Here is a 15036-nt window from a genome sequence, read left to right as displayed (position 1 = left end):
GAGGAGGTTGACCATGCAGGAGATCGTGGGCGAGAGCCTGGCCCGGCGACTCGTGGAGTGGGGCGTCGACACCGTGTTCGGCCTGCCCGGCGACGGCATCAACGGCCTGATGGAGGGCTTCCGCCGGCAGCGGGAGAAGCTGACCTTCGTGCTGGTGCACCACGAGGAGGCGGCGGCCTTCATGGCCACCGGCTACGCCAAGGCCACCGGGCGGCTCGGCGTGTGCGCCGCGACCTCCGGGCCGGGCGCCATTCACCTGCTCAACGGCCTGTACGACGCCAAGCTCGACCACGTGCCGGTGCTCGCGATCACCGGCATGCAGGAGACCTCCGTGCTCGGCTCGCACTACCAGCAGGAGGTGCACACGCCGCTGCTCTACCAGGACGTCGCGGACGCCTACAACCTGATGGTCACCAACCCGCAGCAGATGCCCGGGGTGCTGGACATCGCGATCCGGCACGCCCTGGGCCGGCGCAGCGTGGCCCACCTGAGCTTTCCCAACGACGTGCAGGTCGCCGCCGCCGGGGAGGACCCGTACCGGCACGTCAGCCCGGGTGAGCCCCCGCGGAGCAGCCCCGTCGTGTCGCAGCCGGCCGTGCCGGCCGAACAGGCCGACCTGGCCCGAGCGGCGGAGGTGCTCAACGCCGGGTCCAGGGTCGCCATGCTGGTCGGCGTGGGCGCCCGGCACGCCCGTGACGAGGTCCTGGCGGTGGCGGAGGCGCTGGGCAGCCCCATCGTCAAGACGCTGCCCGGCAAGATGGTCGTGCCCGACGACCATCCGCTCACCACGGGCGGTCTCGGCCTGCTCGGCACCCGGCCGAGCGAAGAGCTGATGGAGCAGTGCGACACGCTGCTGATGGTCGGCACCTCCTTCCCGTACGGGAAGTACCTGCCGTCGCCGGGGCAGGCCCGGGTGGTGCAGATCGACATCGACGCCAGCCTGCTCGGTCTGCGCCTGCCGGTGGACGCCGCGGTCACCGCGGACGCCAAGGTCGCGCTCGGGCAGCTCCTGCCGCTGCTGCGGCGCCGTGACGACCGTTCCTTCCTGACCCGCTACCAGCGGGAGCGGGACGCCTGGCGCGCGGACATGGCCGGCCTGGAGGACCCGGAGCGGTCCCCGATCGCGCCGCAGTACCTGATGAGCTGCGTCGACGCGGCGGCCACCTCGGATGCCATCCTCACCTGTGACTCCGGCACCATCGCCACCTGGTCGGCGCGGCACTGGACGATCCGCGGCGGGCGGGAGTTCTACCTGTCGGGCAACCTCGCCACGATGGCGCCGGGCCTGCCGTACGCGATCGCCATGCAGCACGCGTACCCGGGGCGGCAGGTGATCGCCTTCGTCGGTGACGGCGGGTTCGCCATGCTGATGGCCGAGTTCCTCACCGCGGTGCGGCACGAGCTGCCGATCAAGGTGATCATCAACAACAACAACTCGTACGGGCAGATCCTCTGGGAGCAGATCGTCCTCGGCTATCCGGAGTACGCGGTACGCCACCGGCAGCCGGAGGCGGACTTCGCGGCCTGGGCACGTGCCTGCGGCGCCTACGGGGCGAAGATCACGGACCCGAAGGATCTGCCCGGCGCGGTTCGCGAGGCGCTGGCGCATCCCGGTCCGGCGCTGGTCGACTGCGACGTCAACCCGAACGAGCCACCGATGCCCGGCAAGGTCCGGTACGACCAGGCCAAGCACTTCACCGAGGCGTTCCTGCGCGGCCAGCCGAACAAGATGGCGACCCTGGCCACGGTCGCCCGCGACAAGATCAACGAACTGCGGTCATGAGGCGGGTCCTGCTCCCCGAGCCGGTCGTGCGACCGCCCGGACCGGCCCCGGACATCGACCTGGCGGCGCTCGCCGCCGACCTGCGCGCCGCGGTGGACGGGGAGGTCCGCTTCGACGACGGCTCCCGCGCGGCGTACTCCACGGACGCCTCCAACTACCGGCAGGTCCCGCTCGGCGTGGTGGTGCCCCGCACGGTGGAGGCGGCGGTGTCGGCCGTCGCGGTCTGCCGCCGGCACGGCGCGCCGCTCACCTCGCGCGGCGGCGGCACCAGCCTGGCCGGCGAGTGCACCAACACCGCCGTGGTGCTGGACTGGTCGAAGTACTGCCGCCGGCTGATCGAGGTCGACGTCGCGAACCGCACCTGCCTCGTGGAGCCGGGGATCGTGCTCGACGAGCTCAACGCGCAGCTCGAACCGACCGGGCTGGAGTTCGGCCCCCGCCCGGCCACCCACAACCACTGCACCCTCGGCGGGATGCTCGGCAACAACTCCTGCGGCGCCACCGCCCAGCGCACCGGTAAGACCGTCGACAACGTCGTCGAGATGGAGGTGCTGCTCTACGACGGCACCCGGATGTGGGTGGGGGAGACCACCGACGAGGAGTACGCCCGCGTCCAGCGCGCCGGCGGACGCCGGGCGCAGATCTACCGGGAGCTGCGCGCGCTGCGCGACGAGTACCTGGCCGACATCCGCACCCGGTACCCGGACATCCCGCGCCGGGTCTCCGGCTACAACCTGGACAGCCTGCTGCCGGAGAAGAACTTCCACGTCGCCCAGGCGCTGGTCGGCTCCGAGGGCACCCTGGTCACCATCCTGCGGGCCCGGTTGCGGCTGGTCCCCGTCGTGAAGGCGTCCGCCCTCGTCTTTCTCAGCTATCCCGACATCGCCGCCGCCGGGGACGACGTGCCCCGGGTCCTGGCGCACGATCCGGTCGCGCTGGAAGGCATCGACGACAAGCTGATCAACTTCGAGCGGCGCAAGCACCTGCACCCGGGGGCGCTGCACGAGCTGCCCGACGGTGGCGCCTGGCTGATGGTCCAGCTCGGTGCCGACACGCGCGGGGCGGCCGAGGCGGCCGCCGACCGGCTGGTCGCCGACGTACGCGGCGGCGGCGGGCCCACGGTGCACCGGTTCACCGATCCGGCCGACGAACAGCGGATGTGGGAGGTGCGCGACGCGGCGCTGGGCGCCACCGCACATGTGCCCGACTACCAGAACAGCGGGCCGGGCTGGGAGGACGCCGCGGTCGCCCCGGACCGGCTCGGCGACTACCTGCGCGACCTCGACCAGCTCTACCGGGAGTTCGACTTCGAGAAGGCGTCCGTCTACGGGCACTTCGGGCAGGGCTGCGTGCACAGCCGCATCCCGTTCCGGCTGCGGACCGCCGCCGGGGTCCGCCAGTTCCGGGCGTTCGTGGAGCGGGCGGCCGACCTGGTCGCCTCCTACGGCGGGTCGTTCTCCGGGGAGCACGGCGACGGGCAGGCCCGCGGCGAGCTGCTGCCCAGGATGTTCGGCGACCGGCTGATGGGGGCGTTCCGGCAGTTCAAGGCCATCTTCGATCCCGACGACCGGATGAACCCAGGCAAGGTGATGCCGCCGTACCCGCTGGACAGCCACCTGCGCCTCGGTGTCGACTACGACCACGGCGACCCGCCGACGGTTTTCCGCTATCCGAACGACGGCGGCAGCTTCTCCGAGGCGGTGCTGCGCTGCGTGGGGGTCGGCAAGTGCCGCCGCCACGAGGGGGGAGTGATGTGCCCCTCGTACATGGTCACCCGGGAGGAGGAGCACTCCACCCGCGGCCGGTCCCGCCTGTTGTTCGAGATGCTCGACGGGACCGCCCGTGGCGGCCCGATCGGCGACGGCTGGCGTTCCGACGCGGTGCGCGACGCGCTCGACCTGTGCCTGGCGTGCAAGGGCTGCAAGGCGGACTGCCCGGTCAACGTGGACATGGCCACCTACAAGGCCGAGTTCCTGTCCCACCACTACGCGGGCCGGCTACGTCCCCGCTCCCACTACTCGATGGGCTGGCTGCCGCTGGTGGCCGCCGCCGCGACCCGCGTGCCCCGCACGGTCAACGCGCTGGCCCACGCGCCCGGGCTCGGCCGCCTCGCGAAGACGATCGGCGGGATCGACCAGCGCCGCGACATCCCCGTCTTCGCGCGGGCGTCCTTCCAGCACTGGTTCGCCCGCCACACCCCGGCCGGCGACGGCGCACGCGGTGACGTGGTGCTGTGGCCCGACACCTTCACCAACCGCTTCCACCCGGGCGTCGCCCGGGCGGCGGTCGAGGTGCTGGAGGCGGCCGGCTGGCGGGTACGGGTGCCGGACCGGCCGGTGTGCTGCGGGCTCACCTGGATCTCCACGGGGCAGCTCGGTGTCGCCAAGCGGGTGCTGCGCCGCACCGTGGACGTGCTGCGCCCGTACCTGCGGGCCGGCACCCCCGTCGTCGGGCTGGAACCCAGCTGCACGGCGGTGTTCCGCAGCGACGCGCACGAGCTGTTCCCCACCGACGACGACGTCGCCCGGCTGCGGGAACAGACGCTCACCCTCGCGGAGCTGCTGCACGACCACACCCCCGGGTGGCGGCCGCCCCGCGTCGGCGCGCACGCCCTGATCCAGACCCACTGCCACCACCACGCCATCCTCGGCACCGCCGCCGACCAGGCCGTCCTGTCCGAGGCCGGGGTCGACGCCGAGTTCCTCGACTCCGGGTGCTGCGGACTGGCCGGAAACTTCGGCTTCGAGCGGGGGCACTACGAGGTGTCCGAGGCGTGCGCCGAACGGGTGCTGCTGCCCACGGTCCGGGGGGCCGCCGACACCGACGTGATCCTCGCCGACGGGTTCAGCTGCCGTACCCAGGTCGAGCAGAGCGCGGCGGACGGTCGCACGGCCATCCACCTGGCCGAACTGCTGCGCGCCGGTCTGCACGGGCCCACGGTTCCCCGCCGCCCCGAACGGAGCTGGAGCGAGCGGCCGAGCCCGCCGTCGGCGATCGCCCGCTGGACGGCGGCGGGTCTGGTGGCGGCCGCCGCGCTGGTCCCCGTGGCGGCGCTCCTGCGCCGGCGGTCGCGGTGACCGGGATGCGGCTAACCGCGGAGGCGTACCGGATCCCCACCGACGCCCCGGAGGGTGACGGCACCCTGGCCTGGACCAGCACCACCCTGGTCCTGGTCCAGGCCGAGATCGACGGGCACACCGGGATCGGCTGGACCTACGGGCCACCGGCGGTCGTGCCGGTGGTGACGGACCTGCTCGCCCCGGTGGTGGCCGACCTCGATCCGGACGACGGGCCGGCGGCCTGGACGAGCATGCGGCGGCGGCTGCGTAACGCCGGCCGGCCCGGGGTGGCCGGGCTGGCGCTCTCCGCCGCGGACTGCGCGATCTGGGACCTCCGGTCCCGCCGGCACGGCCTGCCCCTCGCGCGGCTGCTCGGCACCGCCCGCCGGCAGGTGCCGGTGTACGGCAGCGGCGGCTTCACCACCTACGACGACGAGCAGCAGCACCGGCAGCTCGCCGGCTGGGTGCACGAGCAGGGCATCCCGCGCGTGAAGATCAAGATCGGGGAGTCGTGCGGCACGCAGGTGCCCCGCGATCTGGCCCGGATGGCCGCCGCCCGGCGCACCATCGGCGACGACGCCGAGCTGTACGTCGACGCCAACGGCGCCTACCAGCGCAAGCAGGCGATCCGCGTCGCGCACGCCGCGGCCGACCTGGACGTGCGCTGGTACGAGGAGCCGGTCAGCTCCGACGACCTGCCCGGCCTCGGCCTGGTCCGTGACCACGTCGCGCCGGACGTGGCGGCGGGGGAGTACGGCTTCGACCTGGTCTACTTCCACCGGATGGCCCCGTACGTCGACTGCCTCCAGATCGACGTGACCCGGTGCGGCGGGATCACCGAGTTCCTGCGGGTGGCGGCGGTGGCCGCGGCGGCCGGCCTGGAGGTGTCCGCCCACTGCGCCCCGCACCAGCACCTGCCGGTCGCCGCCGCCACGCCCAACCTGCGGCATCTGGAGTGGTTCCACGACCACGTACGGATCGAGTCGATGCTCTTCGACGGCGCGCAGCCCGCCACCGGCGGCGCCGTCCGGGTGCCGCTGGACCGTCCCGGCAACGGCATGCGGTTCCGGGCCGACCACGCGCGGCAGTACCGGGTGGCGTGAGCCGGCTGTCGACGGGACGACGCCGTCGCCCGACACCGAGGAGAACGATGAGGACCGCGGAGTTGCACCAACCGACCGGCCGGGTGCTGGTCGTGGTCTGCGACAAGGGCGAGGAGCCGGTCAGCGCGATCGGCGACGCGCTGGACCGGCACGGCTTGCGCGCCGGCCGGGTGACCGCCGTGGGCGGCTTCGAGGAGGCCGAGGTCGGTTGGTTCGACCCGCGCCAGCGTGACTACCGGCCGATCGCGGTGCGGGAACAGGTGGAGGTGCTGTCGCTGGTGGGGGACGTGGCCGCCCGGGACGGCCGGCCGTCACTGCACGTCCACGCGGTCCTCGGCCGCTCCGACGGCAGCACGGTCGGCGGGCACCTCCTGCACGCCCGGGTGTGGCCCACGCTTGAGGTGATCATCACGGAGGTGTCCCCCGAGCTGGCCAAGACGGTCGACCCCGAGACCGGCCTGGCTCTGATCTCCGGCTCGGGCAGCTGAATCAGCCGTCAGGCGTGGGTCTGCTGCTCGGACTGGCTGGCCGAGGTGCGGGTGCTGGCGCCGCTGAGCTGCCGCGCCGAGTTGACCAGGCCGACGAGGCTGAACGCCTGCGGGGTGTTGCCGAGTTGCCGGCCGGCGACCGGGTCGTACTGCTCGCTGAGCAGGCCGACGTCGTTGCGCAGGCCGAGCAGCCGGGTGAAGAGTTCCTCCGCCTCGCCGGTGCGGCCGGTGTTGTGCAGGGCGTCGACCAGCCAGAAGGTGCAGGCGAGGAAGGCGCCCTCGCCGCCGGGCAGCCCGTCGACGTGGTCGTCGTGCTCGGGCCGGTAGCGCAGCAGGAAGCCGTCGGCACAGAGTTCCCGGCGGATCGCGTCGACGGTGCCGAGCACGCGGGGGTCGCTCCACGGCAGGAACCCGACCCGGGGCATCAGCAGCAGCGCGGCGTCCAGCCCCCGGGAGCCGTAGAACTGGGTGAACGTGTTGCGGTCGGCGTCGAAGCCCCGCGCGCAGACCTCGGCGTGCACGAGGTCGCGGTGGGCCCGCCAGCGGTCGACCGGGCCGTCCAGGCCGTGCCGCCGCACGGCGGTGACGGCGCGGTCGAAGCCGGCCCAGGCCATCACCTTCGAGTGCACGAAGTGCCGGCGCGGTCCGCGGACCTCCCAGAGGCCGTTGTCGGGCTCGCGCCAGTGGCCTTCGAGGAAGTCCAGCAGGGCGCGTTGCACGTCCCACGCCTCCTCGGTTGCGGCGATGCCGGCCTCGCGGCTGAGCTGGAGCCCGTCGAGCACCTCGCCCCACACGTCGAGCTGGAACTGTTCGGCGGCGGCGTTGCCGATGCGCACCGGGCGGGAACCGGCGTAGCCGTCGAGCCAGTCGAGGGTCTGCTCGGGGATCCGCCGGGTGCCGTCGAGGGCGTACATGATCTGGAGGTCGGCGGGGTCGCCGGCGACCGCGCGCAGCAGCCATTCCCGCCAGGCCCTGGCCTCGGCGACGTAGCCGGTGCCCAGCAGGGCCTGGAGGGTGAAGGTGGCGTCGCGCAGCCAGCAGTAGCGGTAGTCCCAGTTGCGGGGGCCGCCGAGCTGCTCGGGCAGGGAGGTGGTGGCCGCGGCGAGGATGCCGCCGGTGGGCGCGTAGGTGAGTGCCTTCAGGGTGATCAGCGCCCGGCGGACGGCTTCCGGCCAGCGCCCGTCGTAGGCGCAGCGGCCGATCCAGTCGTGCCAGTACCGCTCGGTGTCGGCGAGCGCGGGCATCGGGTCCACCGGGGTGGGGCGGGGCAGGTGGGAGGCCTGCCAGGTCAGCACGAACGGCACCCGTTCCCCGGCGGCCACGGTGAATTCCGCGACGGTGGACGGGCCCTGCCCGTGCAGCGCGGCGTCGGTGCGCAACCACGTGGCGTCCGGGCCGGCGACCGCGTTGAGGTCGCGGCCGTGCCGGCGGACCCAGGGCACGATGTTGCCGTAGTCGAAGCGCAGCCGCAGGTCCATCCGCATGGGCACCCGGCCGGAGCGGCCCTCGACCACCCGGACGAGGTCGGCCGACTCGCCGCGCGGCGGCATGAGGTCGACCACGCGTACGGTGCCGTCGGGGGTGTCCCACTCGGTCTCCAGGATCAGGGTGTCGTCGCGGTAGCGGCGGCGGGTGGCCGGCCCGCCGGTCGCCGGGGCCAGCCGCCAGCGCCCCGCCTCCTCGTCCGCGAGCAGCGCGGCGAAGCAGGCCGGCGAGTCGAACCGGGGCAGGCACAGCCAGTCGATCGAGCCGTCCCGGGCCACCAGAGCGGCGGTGTGCAGGTTCCCGAGAAGGGCGTAGTCCTCGATCGGGCGCGGCACGGGCACCTCCGTTCAGCCGAGGGTGAGCGCGACCGTGGTGTCGGGCGGTCGCCCTCTCAATCTCCGCTGGTCCGGGTTCCAGTCTCGTCCGGGCGGCCCCGGCGGGCCAGCCGGCGGGCGGCGTACAGCAGCGCGCTCACGGCGAACAGCGCGCCACTGACCGCCAGCCACCGGCCGAGCAGGACCCGGGGCGCCAGGCCGCTCGCCGCCAGGTAGGTGCCGTCGCCGAGCCCGAGGATCCCGGGCAGGTAGACCAGGAACAGCAGGCCGGCGCCGAGCGCCGGGAGCCGGACATGGTTCAGCGGTGACGGCGTGCCGGCCCGGCCGAGGGCACGACGCAGCACCCGGTCGAGCGACGCGTACACCGGGAAGAGGACCAGGTCGTGCGCGATCACCGCGCCGAGGAACCAGAGCAGCATCCGGCCGGCCGACGCCTCACCCGCCAGCCGCAGCGCGATCCAGCCGGTGACCGCGAAGCAACCGGCCAGGAGCAGCAGGTGCCAGGGCGCGGCGCCGTAGGCACGCCGGAACTCAGCCATCGAACGCGATCTCCGCCACCCACTTGGTGCAGTGCACACCGGGCAGCGCCGGCACGATGATCCGCGCCGGGTAGCCGTGGTCGGGGCTCAGGTCGACGCCGTTGACCCGCAGGGCGAGCAGCGCGTCCGGGTCGGCCACCTGACCGCCGTGCAGGGTGGCCTCGCGGAACAGGCCGGCGCGCTCCAGCGACCGGACCCGGGCGGCGGCCGGACCGGCCGACCCGACCAGGGCGGCCAGGTCGCGCAGGCGCACCCCGGTCCACGTCTGCGTGGCGGACCAGCCCTCCACGCAGGCAATCGGGAGGACCGCCGTGTGCTGCGCCAGGGCCAGCAGCCGGGCCCGGTCCAGGGTGACCGTGCGGTCCCCGGCGCGCAGGGTGAGCCGCCAGCCCGGCCCGGTCTGCTCGGGAGTCACGCCGGCCGCGGCGACGCTGCGGTTGACCGGGAAGCCGGTCGGCCCGTCGCCGAACCGCCGGCCGCGGGGCAGCAGCAGCGCGGTGCGGCGCAGCCCGTCGACGCTCTGCCCGACGGTCAGCGCCGCCAGCAGCAGCGCGCCGCCGCCGACGACGGCCAGCACACCGCGCCGGCTCATCGTGGCCGGGCCGGGCCGCCGGGCCACCAGGCCGTCCGGATCCGCCGGCTCCGGCCGGGTCCGCTCCACGGGGGTACGCGCGAAGCCCGGCCCGCGCAGCGCGCCGACCAGCCGGGGCAGCTTGATCGCCACATGGGTGACCAGCGCGGCCGTGAAGATCCAGGCGCCGTACCAGTGGGCGGTGTAGAAGTCGAAGCCGAACAGGTACGCGTACTGGATGTTGAGCAGGCCGGTGGCCGTCTGGAAGAGGATGCCGCCGACCAGCAGCAGCAGCGACAGCCGCTCCAGCAGCTGGGCGCCGGAGCGGGCCGGCGGCCAGTCGAAGAGTTTGGGCACCACCGACCAGAGCTTGCCCAGCACCACCGGCACGAGCACGATCCCGAGCGTCACGTGCAGACCCTGGGTGAGCCGGAACAGCCAGGCGGGCCGGGTCGGCCAGTCGAACACCGGCGGGTGCAGCCAGCCCACGTCCCGGGGCAACGCCTGGCCGAGGCGGGGACCGTAGGCGATCCAGTCGAGCAGCCCGGTCACGATCACCAGGGGCAGGGTGGCCAGCAGCACGGCGCCGAGCACCGAGGTCAGCCAGGGCCCGCGGACCGGGCTGCGCCAGGCGCGGTCGACGGCGTCGACCCCGGGCGGGCGGTGCCGGGCCAGCCCGCGCCACAGGGCTGCCGGCGCGGCCGACGGCGCGTCGTCCGGTGACGGTTGGCTGGCGGGCACATCTCCTCCTGGTTCCGCGTGGTCCGGGCCGGTGGTCCCCTTCAGCAGGACGCTAGACGCCGCATCCGCTCGCCGGTCCGGTTTGCCGCATTACCGAACCCTTACCTCCGCCGACCCTTACGGACCGCTGACGGCTGCCGGGAACCGCCCGAAACGGAGCAGGAGGTGCCCTAGCCTGGCCGCATGCGGGTACTGGTCACCGGCGCGGCCGGCTTCATCGGATCGCAGATCGCCGACCTGCTGGCGGCCGAGGGCCACGAGCCGGTCTGCCTGGACGCGCTGCTGCCCCAGGCGCACGGCGGGGCGCTGCCGGAGTGGTCCCGGCCGCACGACCCGGTGATCGGCGACGTCCGCGACGCCGCGTTGCTGGACCGGCTGCTGTCGGGGGTGGACGCGGTCTGCCACCAGGCGGCCATGGTGGGGCACGGGCTGGACCCGTCCGACGCCCCCGACTACGCCGGCCACAACGACCACGGCACGGCGGTGCTGCTCGCGGCCATGCACCGGGCCGGGGTGTCGCGGCTGGTGCTGGCCAGCTCGATGGTGGTCTACGGCGAGGGCCGCTACACCTGTGGACGGCACGGGGTGGTCCGGCCCGCCCCGCGCCGGGCCGCCGATTTGGCCGCCGGCCGCTACGACCCGACCTGTCCGGCCTGCGGCGGCACCCTCGACCCGGCCCTGGTCCCCGAGGACGCCCCGCTGGAGCCGCGCAGCACGTACGCGGCCAGCAAGCTCGCTCAGGAGCACTACGCGGCGGCGTGGGCCCGGCAGACCGGGGGCGGGGTGTGGGCGCTGCGCTACCACAACGTCTACGGGCCCCGGATGCCCCGCGACACCCCATACGCCGGGGTCGCCTCGCTGTTCCGGTCGGCGCTCGCCGACGGCCGCCCGCCCCGGGTCTACGAGGACGGCCGCCAGCGCCGCGACTTCGTGCACGTCACCGACGTCGCCCGGGCCAACCTGCTGGCCCTGACCGCGCCCACCCCGGACGGTCTGGTCCCGGTGAACGTCTGCTCCGGCGAGCCGCGCACCGTCGGCGACCTGGCCGCCGCGCTGGCCCGGGCGATGGGCGGTCCCGAGCCGGAGGTGGTCGGCGGCGCCCGGGCGGCCGACGTCCGGCACGTGGTGGCCGACCCCACCCGGGCCCGCGACCTGCTCGGCTACACCGCCCGGATCTCCTTCGCCGACGGGGTGACGGCCTTCGCCACCGACCCCCTCCGCGAGCCCGCGGCCGTGCCCGCCTGACGCCGCCCGCCGCCGGGGTTCGCCAACCGGTGTGATCAGGAGACCGTGAGCAGCAGGTGGTTGACCGCGAGGGCGGTGAGTGCCTGGGCGGTCAGCCACCAGCGGTGGGTTCGTGCGGGCAGGTGTGCCGCCGCGACCAGGAGCCAGACCGCGAACGGCAGCCAGATCCGCTCCACCTCGGCCTTGCTCATCCCGGAAAGGTCGGCGGCGGCCACCGCCAGCGCGGCCGCGGCCGGCAGCAGCACGGCCGGTCCGAGCGCGAGCACCCGCGCCACCCACGGCCGGACGAACCCGCGGGGACCGCCGAGGCCGACGTCCCGCCGGCCGGGCGCCCGGTCACCGAGCGGGCCGCCCCGCCCGGAGCCGGCCGAGCGCCAGGCGGCCGGGGCCGCGAGCACCGCGCGGCGCAGCGCCGGGCCGAGCACCGGCCCGGCGGACAGCAGCAACGCCGCCAGGTTCGCCCAGACCCAGTAGGCGTACGGGCGGTCGGCCGCCCAGCCCTGGTAGTAGCGCTCGACCACCCGGTCGTACCCCTCCCACCAGCGGAAGCCGGCCGTCACGAACAGCGCGGTGACCACGGCGACGCCGGCCGCCGCGGCGAGCAGCACGGTCCGGTGGCGGTCGCGGCGCAGCGCCAGCACGACCACCGCCAGGACGCCGACCAGCACGAACCCGTACGAGAGGTGCAGTGCGAAACCGAGCAGCAGCCCGCCGGCCAGCGCAGTGAGCGGCCCGCGTACCGCCAGCAGGGCCAGCCCGGCGGCGACCACGCCGGTGAAGACCGCGTCGCCGGAGGCGCCCAGCCAGACGGCGCCGGGCAGCAGCACCAGGAACGGCAGGACCGCCCGGGCCGCCTCGGCGGCGCCCAGCGCGCGCAGGGTGACCGGCACCGAGACCGTGGCGGTCGCGCCGACCAGCACGCAGCAGAGCGCCGCGGCGGTGCCGCCGCCCAGGCCGATCCGGTCCAGCCAGACGAAGACCAGCAGGGCGCCCGGCGGGTGCCCGGCGGTGTGCGTGGACCAGGAGTCGGGCTGGAAGTCGAGGATCCGGTCGGTGAATCCGGCCAGCATGCGGGGGATGTCGCCGACGCCGGGCACCTCGTGCAGGTACTCCGCCTGCACGGTGAGCCGCCGGGTCAGTCCGGCCGACCAGCCGTCCACCAGGGCCAGCGACAGCGTCCAGGCCACCGCGGCCAGCCAGCCGGCGACCAGCAGCCGGCCCCAGCGGGCGGTCTGCGCCCAGCGCAGGCCCGGCCCGAGCACGACCACCGCGACCAGCAGGGCGAGTGGGGTGCCCCAGCCGGCGTGCGGGCGCCAGGTGGCGTAGAGCGGCGCGGCGTCCGCGTGCAGCCCCGCACCGCGCCCGTTGAGCACCAGCCCGGCCACGACCGCGGCGGCCAGCAGCACCGCCTCGACGGCCAGCGCTACCAGGTCGCCCCGGTGCCCGGTGGTGGCCCGGCGCGGGCCGGGAACGCGGTGCAGGGTGGCTGCGGATCTCATGACGACCGGACGGTACGGCCCGTCGGCACGTCGGGGCAGCACTTCCGCCGGGTTGTCACCGGATGGTAAGAAATGCCTGCTCGGTAAGGGTTCCGTAAGCGCGATCGGGCCCCGCGCGGCGCGGACCGGCCTAGCGTCGGCGGCATGCCGACACAGATCGACGTGGTGCTGCCGTGCCTCGACGAGGCCGCCGCCCTGCCCGGCGTGCTGACCGCGCTGCCGCCCGGCTACCGGGCGATCGTGGTCGACAACGGGTCCCGGGACGGCTCACCGGAGGTGGCGGCCCGGCACGGCGCGCGGGTGGTGCGGGAGCCCCGCCGGGGCTACGGGGCGGCCGTGCACGCCGGCCTGGAACACGCCGAGACCGAGCTGGTCTGCGTGCTCGACGCCGACGGCTCCTTCGACCCCCGTGAGCTGCCCGCCCTGGTCGCCCCGGTGGCGGCCGGGACCGCCGACCTGGCGGTGGGCCGGCGCCGGCCGGTCTCCGCCGGGGCCTGGCCGTGGCACGCCCGGGCCGGAACGGCGCTGGTCGCCGCGCTGCTGCGGCAGCGCGGGGTGCCGCTGCGCGACCTCAGCCCGATCCGGGTGGCCCGGCGGGACGCCCTGCTCGCCCTCGGGGTCACCGACCGCGCCTTCGGCTACCCCCTCGAACTGATGATCCGCGCCGCCGCGGCCGGCTGGCGGATCCACGAGCGCGACGTCCGCTACGCCCCGCGCGCCGCCGGGACCCGCTCCAAGGTCTCCGGCTCCGTCCGGGGCACGGTCCGCGCCACCCGGGACTTCCTCGCCGTGCTGCGCACCGTGGACGGCCGGCGGTGACCGTTCTGCTGGTGGTGGCCAAGGCGCCCGTGGCCGGGGCGGTCAAGACGCGGCTCTGCCCGCCCGCCGAGCCCGCCCAGGCGGCCCGGATCGCCGCGGCCGCGCTGCGCGACACCCTCGACGCCGTCGCCGCCACCCCGGGGGTCGTACCGGTGCTGGCGCTGGCCGGCCGGCTCGCCGATGCCGAGGACGGGCCGGACCTCGCCGCCGCGGTCGCCGGCTGGCCGGTGCTGCCGCAGCGCGGCGACGATCTCGCCGACCGGCTCGCGCACGCACACGCCGACGTGGCCGCCGCGTACCCGGGGCGGGCCGTGCTCCAGATCGGCATGGACACGCCGCAGCTCACCGCGGCCCGGCTGGCCGCCGCCGTACGCCGGCTCGGGGCGACCGGGACCGACGCGGTGCTCGGCCCGGCCGTGGACGGCGGCTGGTGGGCGCTGGGCCTGCGCGACCCCCGGCAGGCGACGGCCCTGCGCGGGCTGCCGATGTCCACCCCCGACACCGGGCGGCGCACCCGGGCGGCGCTGGCGGGGCGCGGCCTGCGGATCGGGACGCTGCCGGTGCTGCGCGACGTGGACGACTGGACCGACGCGCTCGCGGTGACCGGTCTGGTCCCCACCGGCCGCTTCGCCCGGGAGGTCGCCGCCGCACGGCGGCCGGTCGGGGGCCGGCGGTGAGCGACGACGGGTTCGCCACGGCGCTGCGGCACCGGGACGCCGACGCGCACTGGCTGGTGCAGGCCGACGGGACGCGCCGCCGGCTGCCGGTGGAGCGGTGGCACGGGCCGGCCGAGGCGGCGACCGTTCCGGTGGTGTCCCGCTGCGCCGGCCCGACGCTGGACCTGGGCTGCGGGCCGGGCCGGGTCACCGCGGCCCTGACCCGGGCCGGGCTGGCCACCGTGGGGATCGACGTCTCGGCCCGGGCGGTGGCCCTGACCCGGGCGCGCGGCGCGGTCGCGGTGCAGGCCGACCTCTTCGCACCGCTGCCCGCCGAGGGCCGGTGGCGGCACGTGGTGCTGCTGGACGGCAACATCGGCATCGGCGGCGACCCTGGCCGGCTGCTGCACCGGTGCCGGGAGCTGCTCCGCCCGGAGGGCACCGTCCTGGTCGAGCTGGACCCGCCCGGCAGCGGCACCTGGCAGGGCCGGGCACACGTGGTGTCCGGGCGGCACCGGGGGCCGAGCTTCGGCTGGGCGCGGCTCGACACCCGGGCGGTGCACGGCCCGGCCGCGGCGGCCGGCCTCGCCGTTCGCGAGGTGTTTCCCGCCGGTCACCGCTGGTTCGCCGAGCTGGTGACCGCGTAGCCGCCGATCGGCGCCCGGCGGCGCCGTAAGGATTTCGCAAGCTGCGGCGTTCCGCCGTCGACGCGC

12 protein-coding genes are annotated in these 15036 nt (G+C 75.4%); 8 read left to right on the top strand and 4 right to left on the bottom strand.

Translation table 11 applies throughout. The features are described 5' to 3' along the window. Positions 1 to 13 precede the first annotated feature (13 nt). The 4 genes from ABZW14_RS20725 to ABZW14_RS20710 are packed head-to-tail and all read left to right on the top strand — an operon-like array spanning position 14 to position 6433. A complete protein-coding gene (locus ABZW14_RS20725; protein ID WP_355348756.1) occupies positions 14 to 1783 on the top strand; it encodes a thiamine pyrophosphate-dependent enzyme in 1770 nt (589 codons plus the stop codon). Then, positions 1780 to 4860, top strand: a complete 3081-nt coding sequence (locus ABZW14_RS20720) for an FAD-linked oxidase C-terminal domain-containing protein (protein WP_355348753.1) — start codon at positions 1780 to 1782, stop codon at positions 4858 to 4860. Before ABZW14_RS20725 ends, ABZW14_RS20720 begins: the two co-directional genes overlap by 4 nt. A 5-nt stretch (positions 4861 to 4865) precedes the next feature. Beyond that, a complete protein-coding gene (locus tag ABZW14_RS20715; protein WP_355348751.1) occupies positions 4866 to 5945 on the top strand; it encodes an enolase C-terminal domain-like protein in 1080 nt (359 codons plus the stop codon). 47 nt (positions 5946 to 5992) lie between these two features. Next, a complete protein-coding gene (locus tag ABZW14_RS20710) occupies positions 5993 to 6433 on the top strand; it encodes a PPC domain-containing DNA-binding protein (RefSeq protein ID WP_355348748.1) in 441 nt (146 codons plus the stop codon). A gap of 8 nt (positions 6434 to 6441) precedes the next feature. Here the strand turns inward: ABZW14_RS20710 and ABZW14_RS20705 are convergent, their stop codons facing one another. The 3 genes from ABZW14_RS20705 to ABZW14_RS20695 are packed head-to-tail and all read right to left on the bottom strand — an operon-like array spanning position 6442 to position 10104. After that, the gene (locus ABZW14_RS20705; protein WP_355348745.1) at positions 6442 to 8253 is read right to left on the bottom strand and encodes a glycoside hydrolase family 15 protein; all 1812 of its coding nucleotides are present in this window, start codon (positions 8251 to 8253) and stop codon (positions 6442 to 6444) included. A gap of 56 nt (positions 8254 to 8309) precedes the next feature. Beyond that, positions 8310 to 8792 (bottom strand): hypothetical protein, encoded by a 483-nt coding sequence (locus ABZW14_RS20700; protein ID WP_355348742.1) that lies wholly within the window; start codon positions 8790 to 8792, stop codon positions 8310 to 8312. Next, positions 8785 to 10104 carry a molybdopterin-dependent oxidoreductase gene (locus ABZW14_RS20695; RefSeq protein ID WP_355348739.1) on the bottom strand — a complete coding sequence of 440 codons (1320 nt, stop codon included), beginning with the start codon at positions 10102 to 10104 and terminating at the stop codon, positions 8785 to 8787. Before ABZW14_RS20695 ends, ABZW14_RS20700 begins: the two co-directional genes overlap by 8 nt. 183 nt (positions 10105 to 10287) lie before the next feature. Here ABZW14_RS20695 and ABZW14_RS20690 point away from each other — a divergent pair, with 183 nt between their 5' ends. Further along, the gene (locus ABZW14_RS20690) at positions 10288 to 11349 is read left to right on the top strand and encodes an NAD-dependent epimerase/dehydratase family protein (RefSeq protein WP_355348736.1); all 1062 of its coding nucleotides are present in this window, start codon (positions 10288 to 10290) and stop codon (positions 11347 to 11349) included. Positions 11350 to 11384: 35 nt separating this feature from the next. On the opposite strand, the gene ABZW14_RS20685 is transcribed toward ABZW14_RS20690, so the two are convergent. Then, positions 11385 to 12848, bottom strand: coding sequence for a hypothetical protein (locus tag ABZW14_RS20685; RefSeq protein ID WP_355348733.1), 1464 nt, complete (start codon positions 12846 to 12848; stop codon positions 11385 to 11387). A gap of 144 nt (positions 12849 to 12992) precedes the next feature. Between ABZW14_RS20685 and ABZW14_RS20680 the strand changes: the two genes are divergently transcribed. From ABZW14_RS20680 to ABZW14_RS20670, 3 genes are read left to right on the top strand one after another with little or no spacing between them, the layout of a single operon-like run. Beyond that, positions 12993 to 13667 carry a glycosyltransferase family 2 protein gene (locus ABZW14_RS20680; RefSeq protein ID WP_355348730.1) on the top strand — a complete coding sequence of 225 codons (675 nt, stop codon included), beginning with the start codon at positions 12993 to 12995 and terminating at the stop codon, positions 13665 to 13667. Beyond that, complete coding sequence (locus ABZW14_RS20675; protein WP_355348727.1) at positions 13664 to 14344, top strand: DUF2064 domain-containing protein; 681 nt, start codon at positions 13664 to 13666, stop codon at positions 14342 to 14344. Before ABZW14_RS20680 ends, ABZW14_RS20675 begins: the two co-directional genes overlap by 4 nt. Beyond that, positions 14341 to 14970 carry a class I SAM-dependent methyltransferase gene (locus tag ABZW14_RS20670; RefSeq protein ID WP_355348724.1) on the top strand — a complete coding sequence of 210 codons (630 nt, stop codon included), beginning with the start codon at positions 14341 to 14343 and terminating at the stop codon, positions 14968 to 14970. The genes ABZW14_RS20675 and ABZW14_RS20670 overlap by 4 nt, the downstream gene beginning before the upstream one ends. The last annotated feature ends 66 nt before the right edge of the window (positions 14971 to 15036 follow it).

This window comes from Micromonospora sp. NPDC004551, from assembly GCF_040609975.1.
Classification (GTDB): Bacteria; Actinomycetota; Actinomycetes; order Mycobacteriales; family Micromonosporaceae; genus Micromonospora.
The sequence above is the reverse complement of the archived record's forward strand: the minus strand, read 5'-3'. Positions and strand labels throughout refer to the sequence as shown.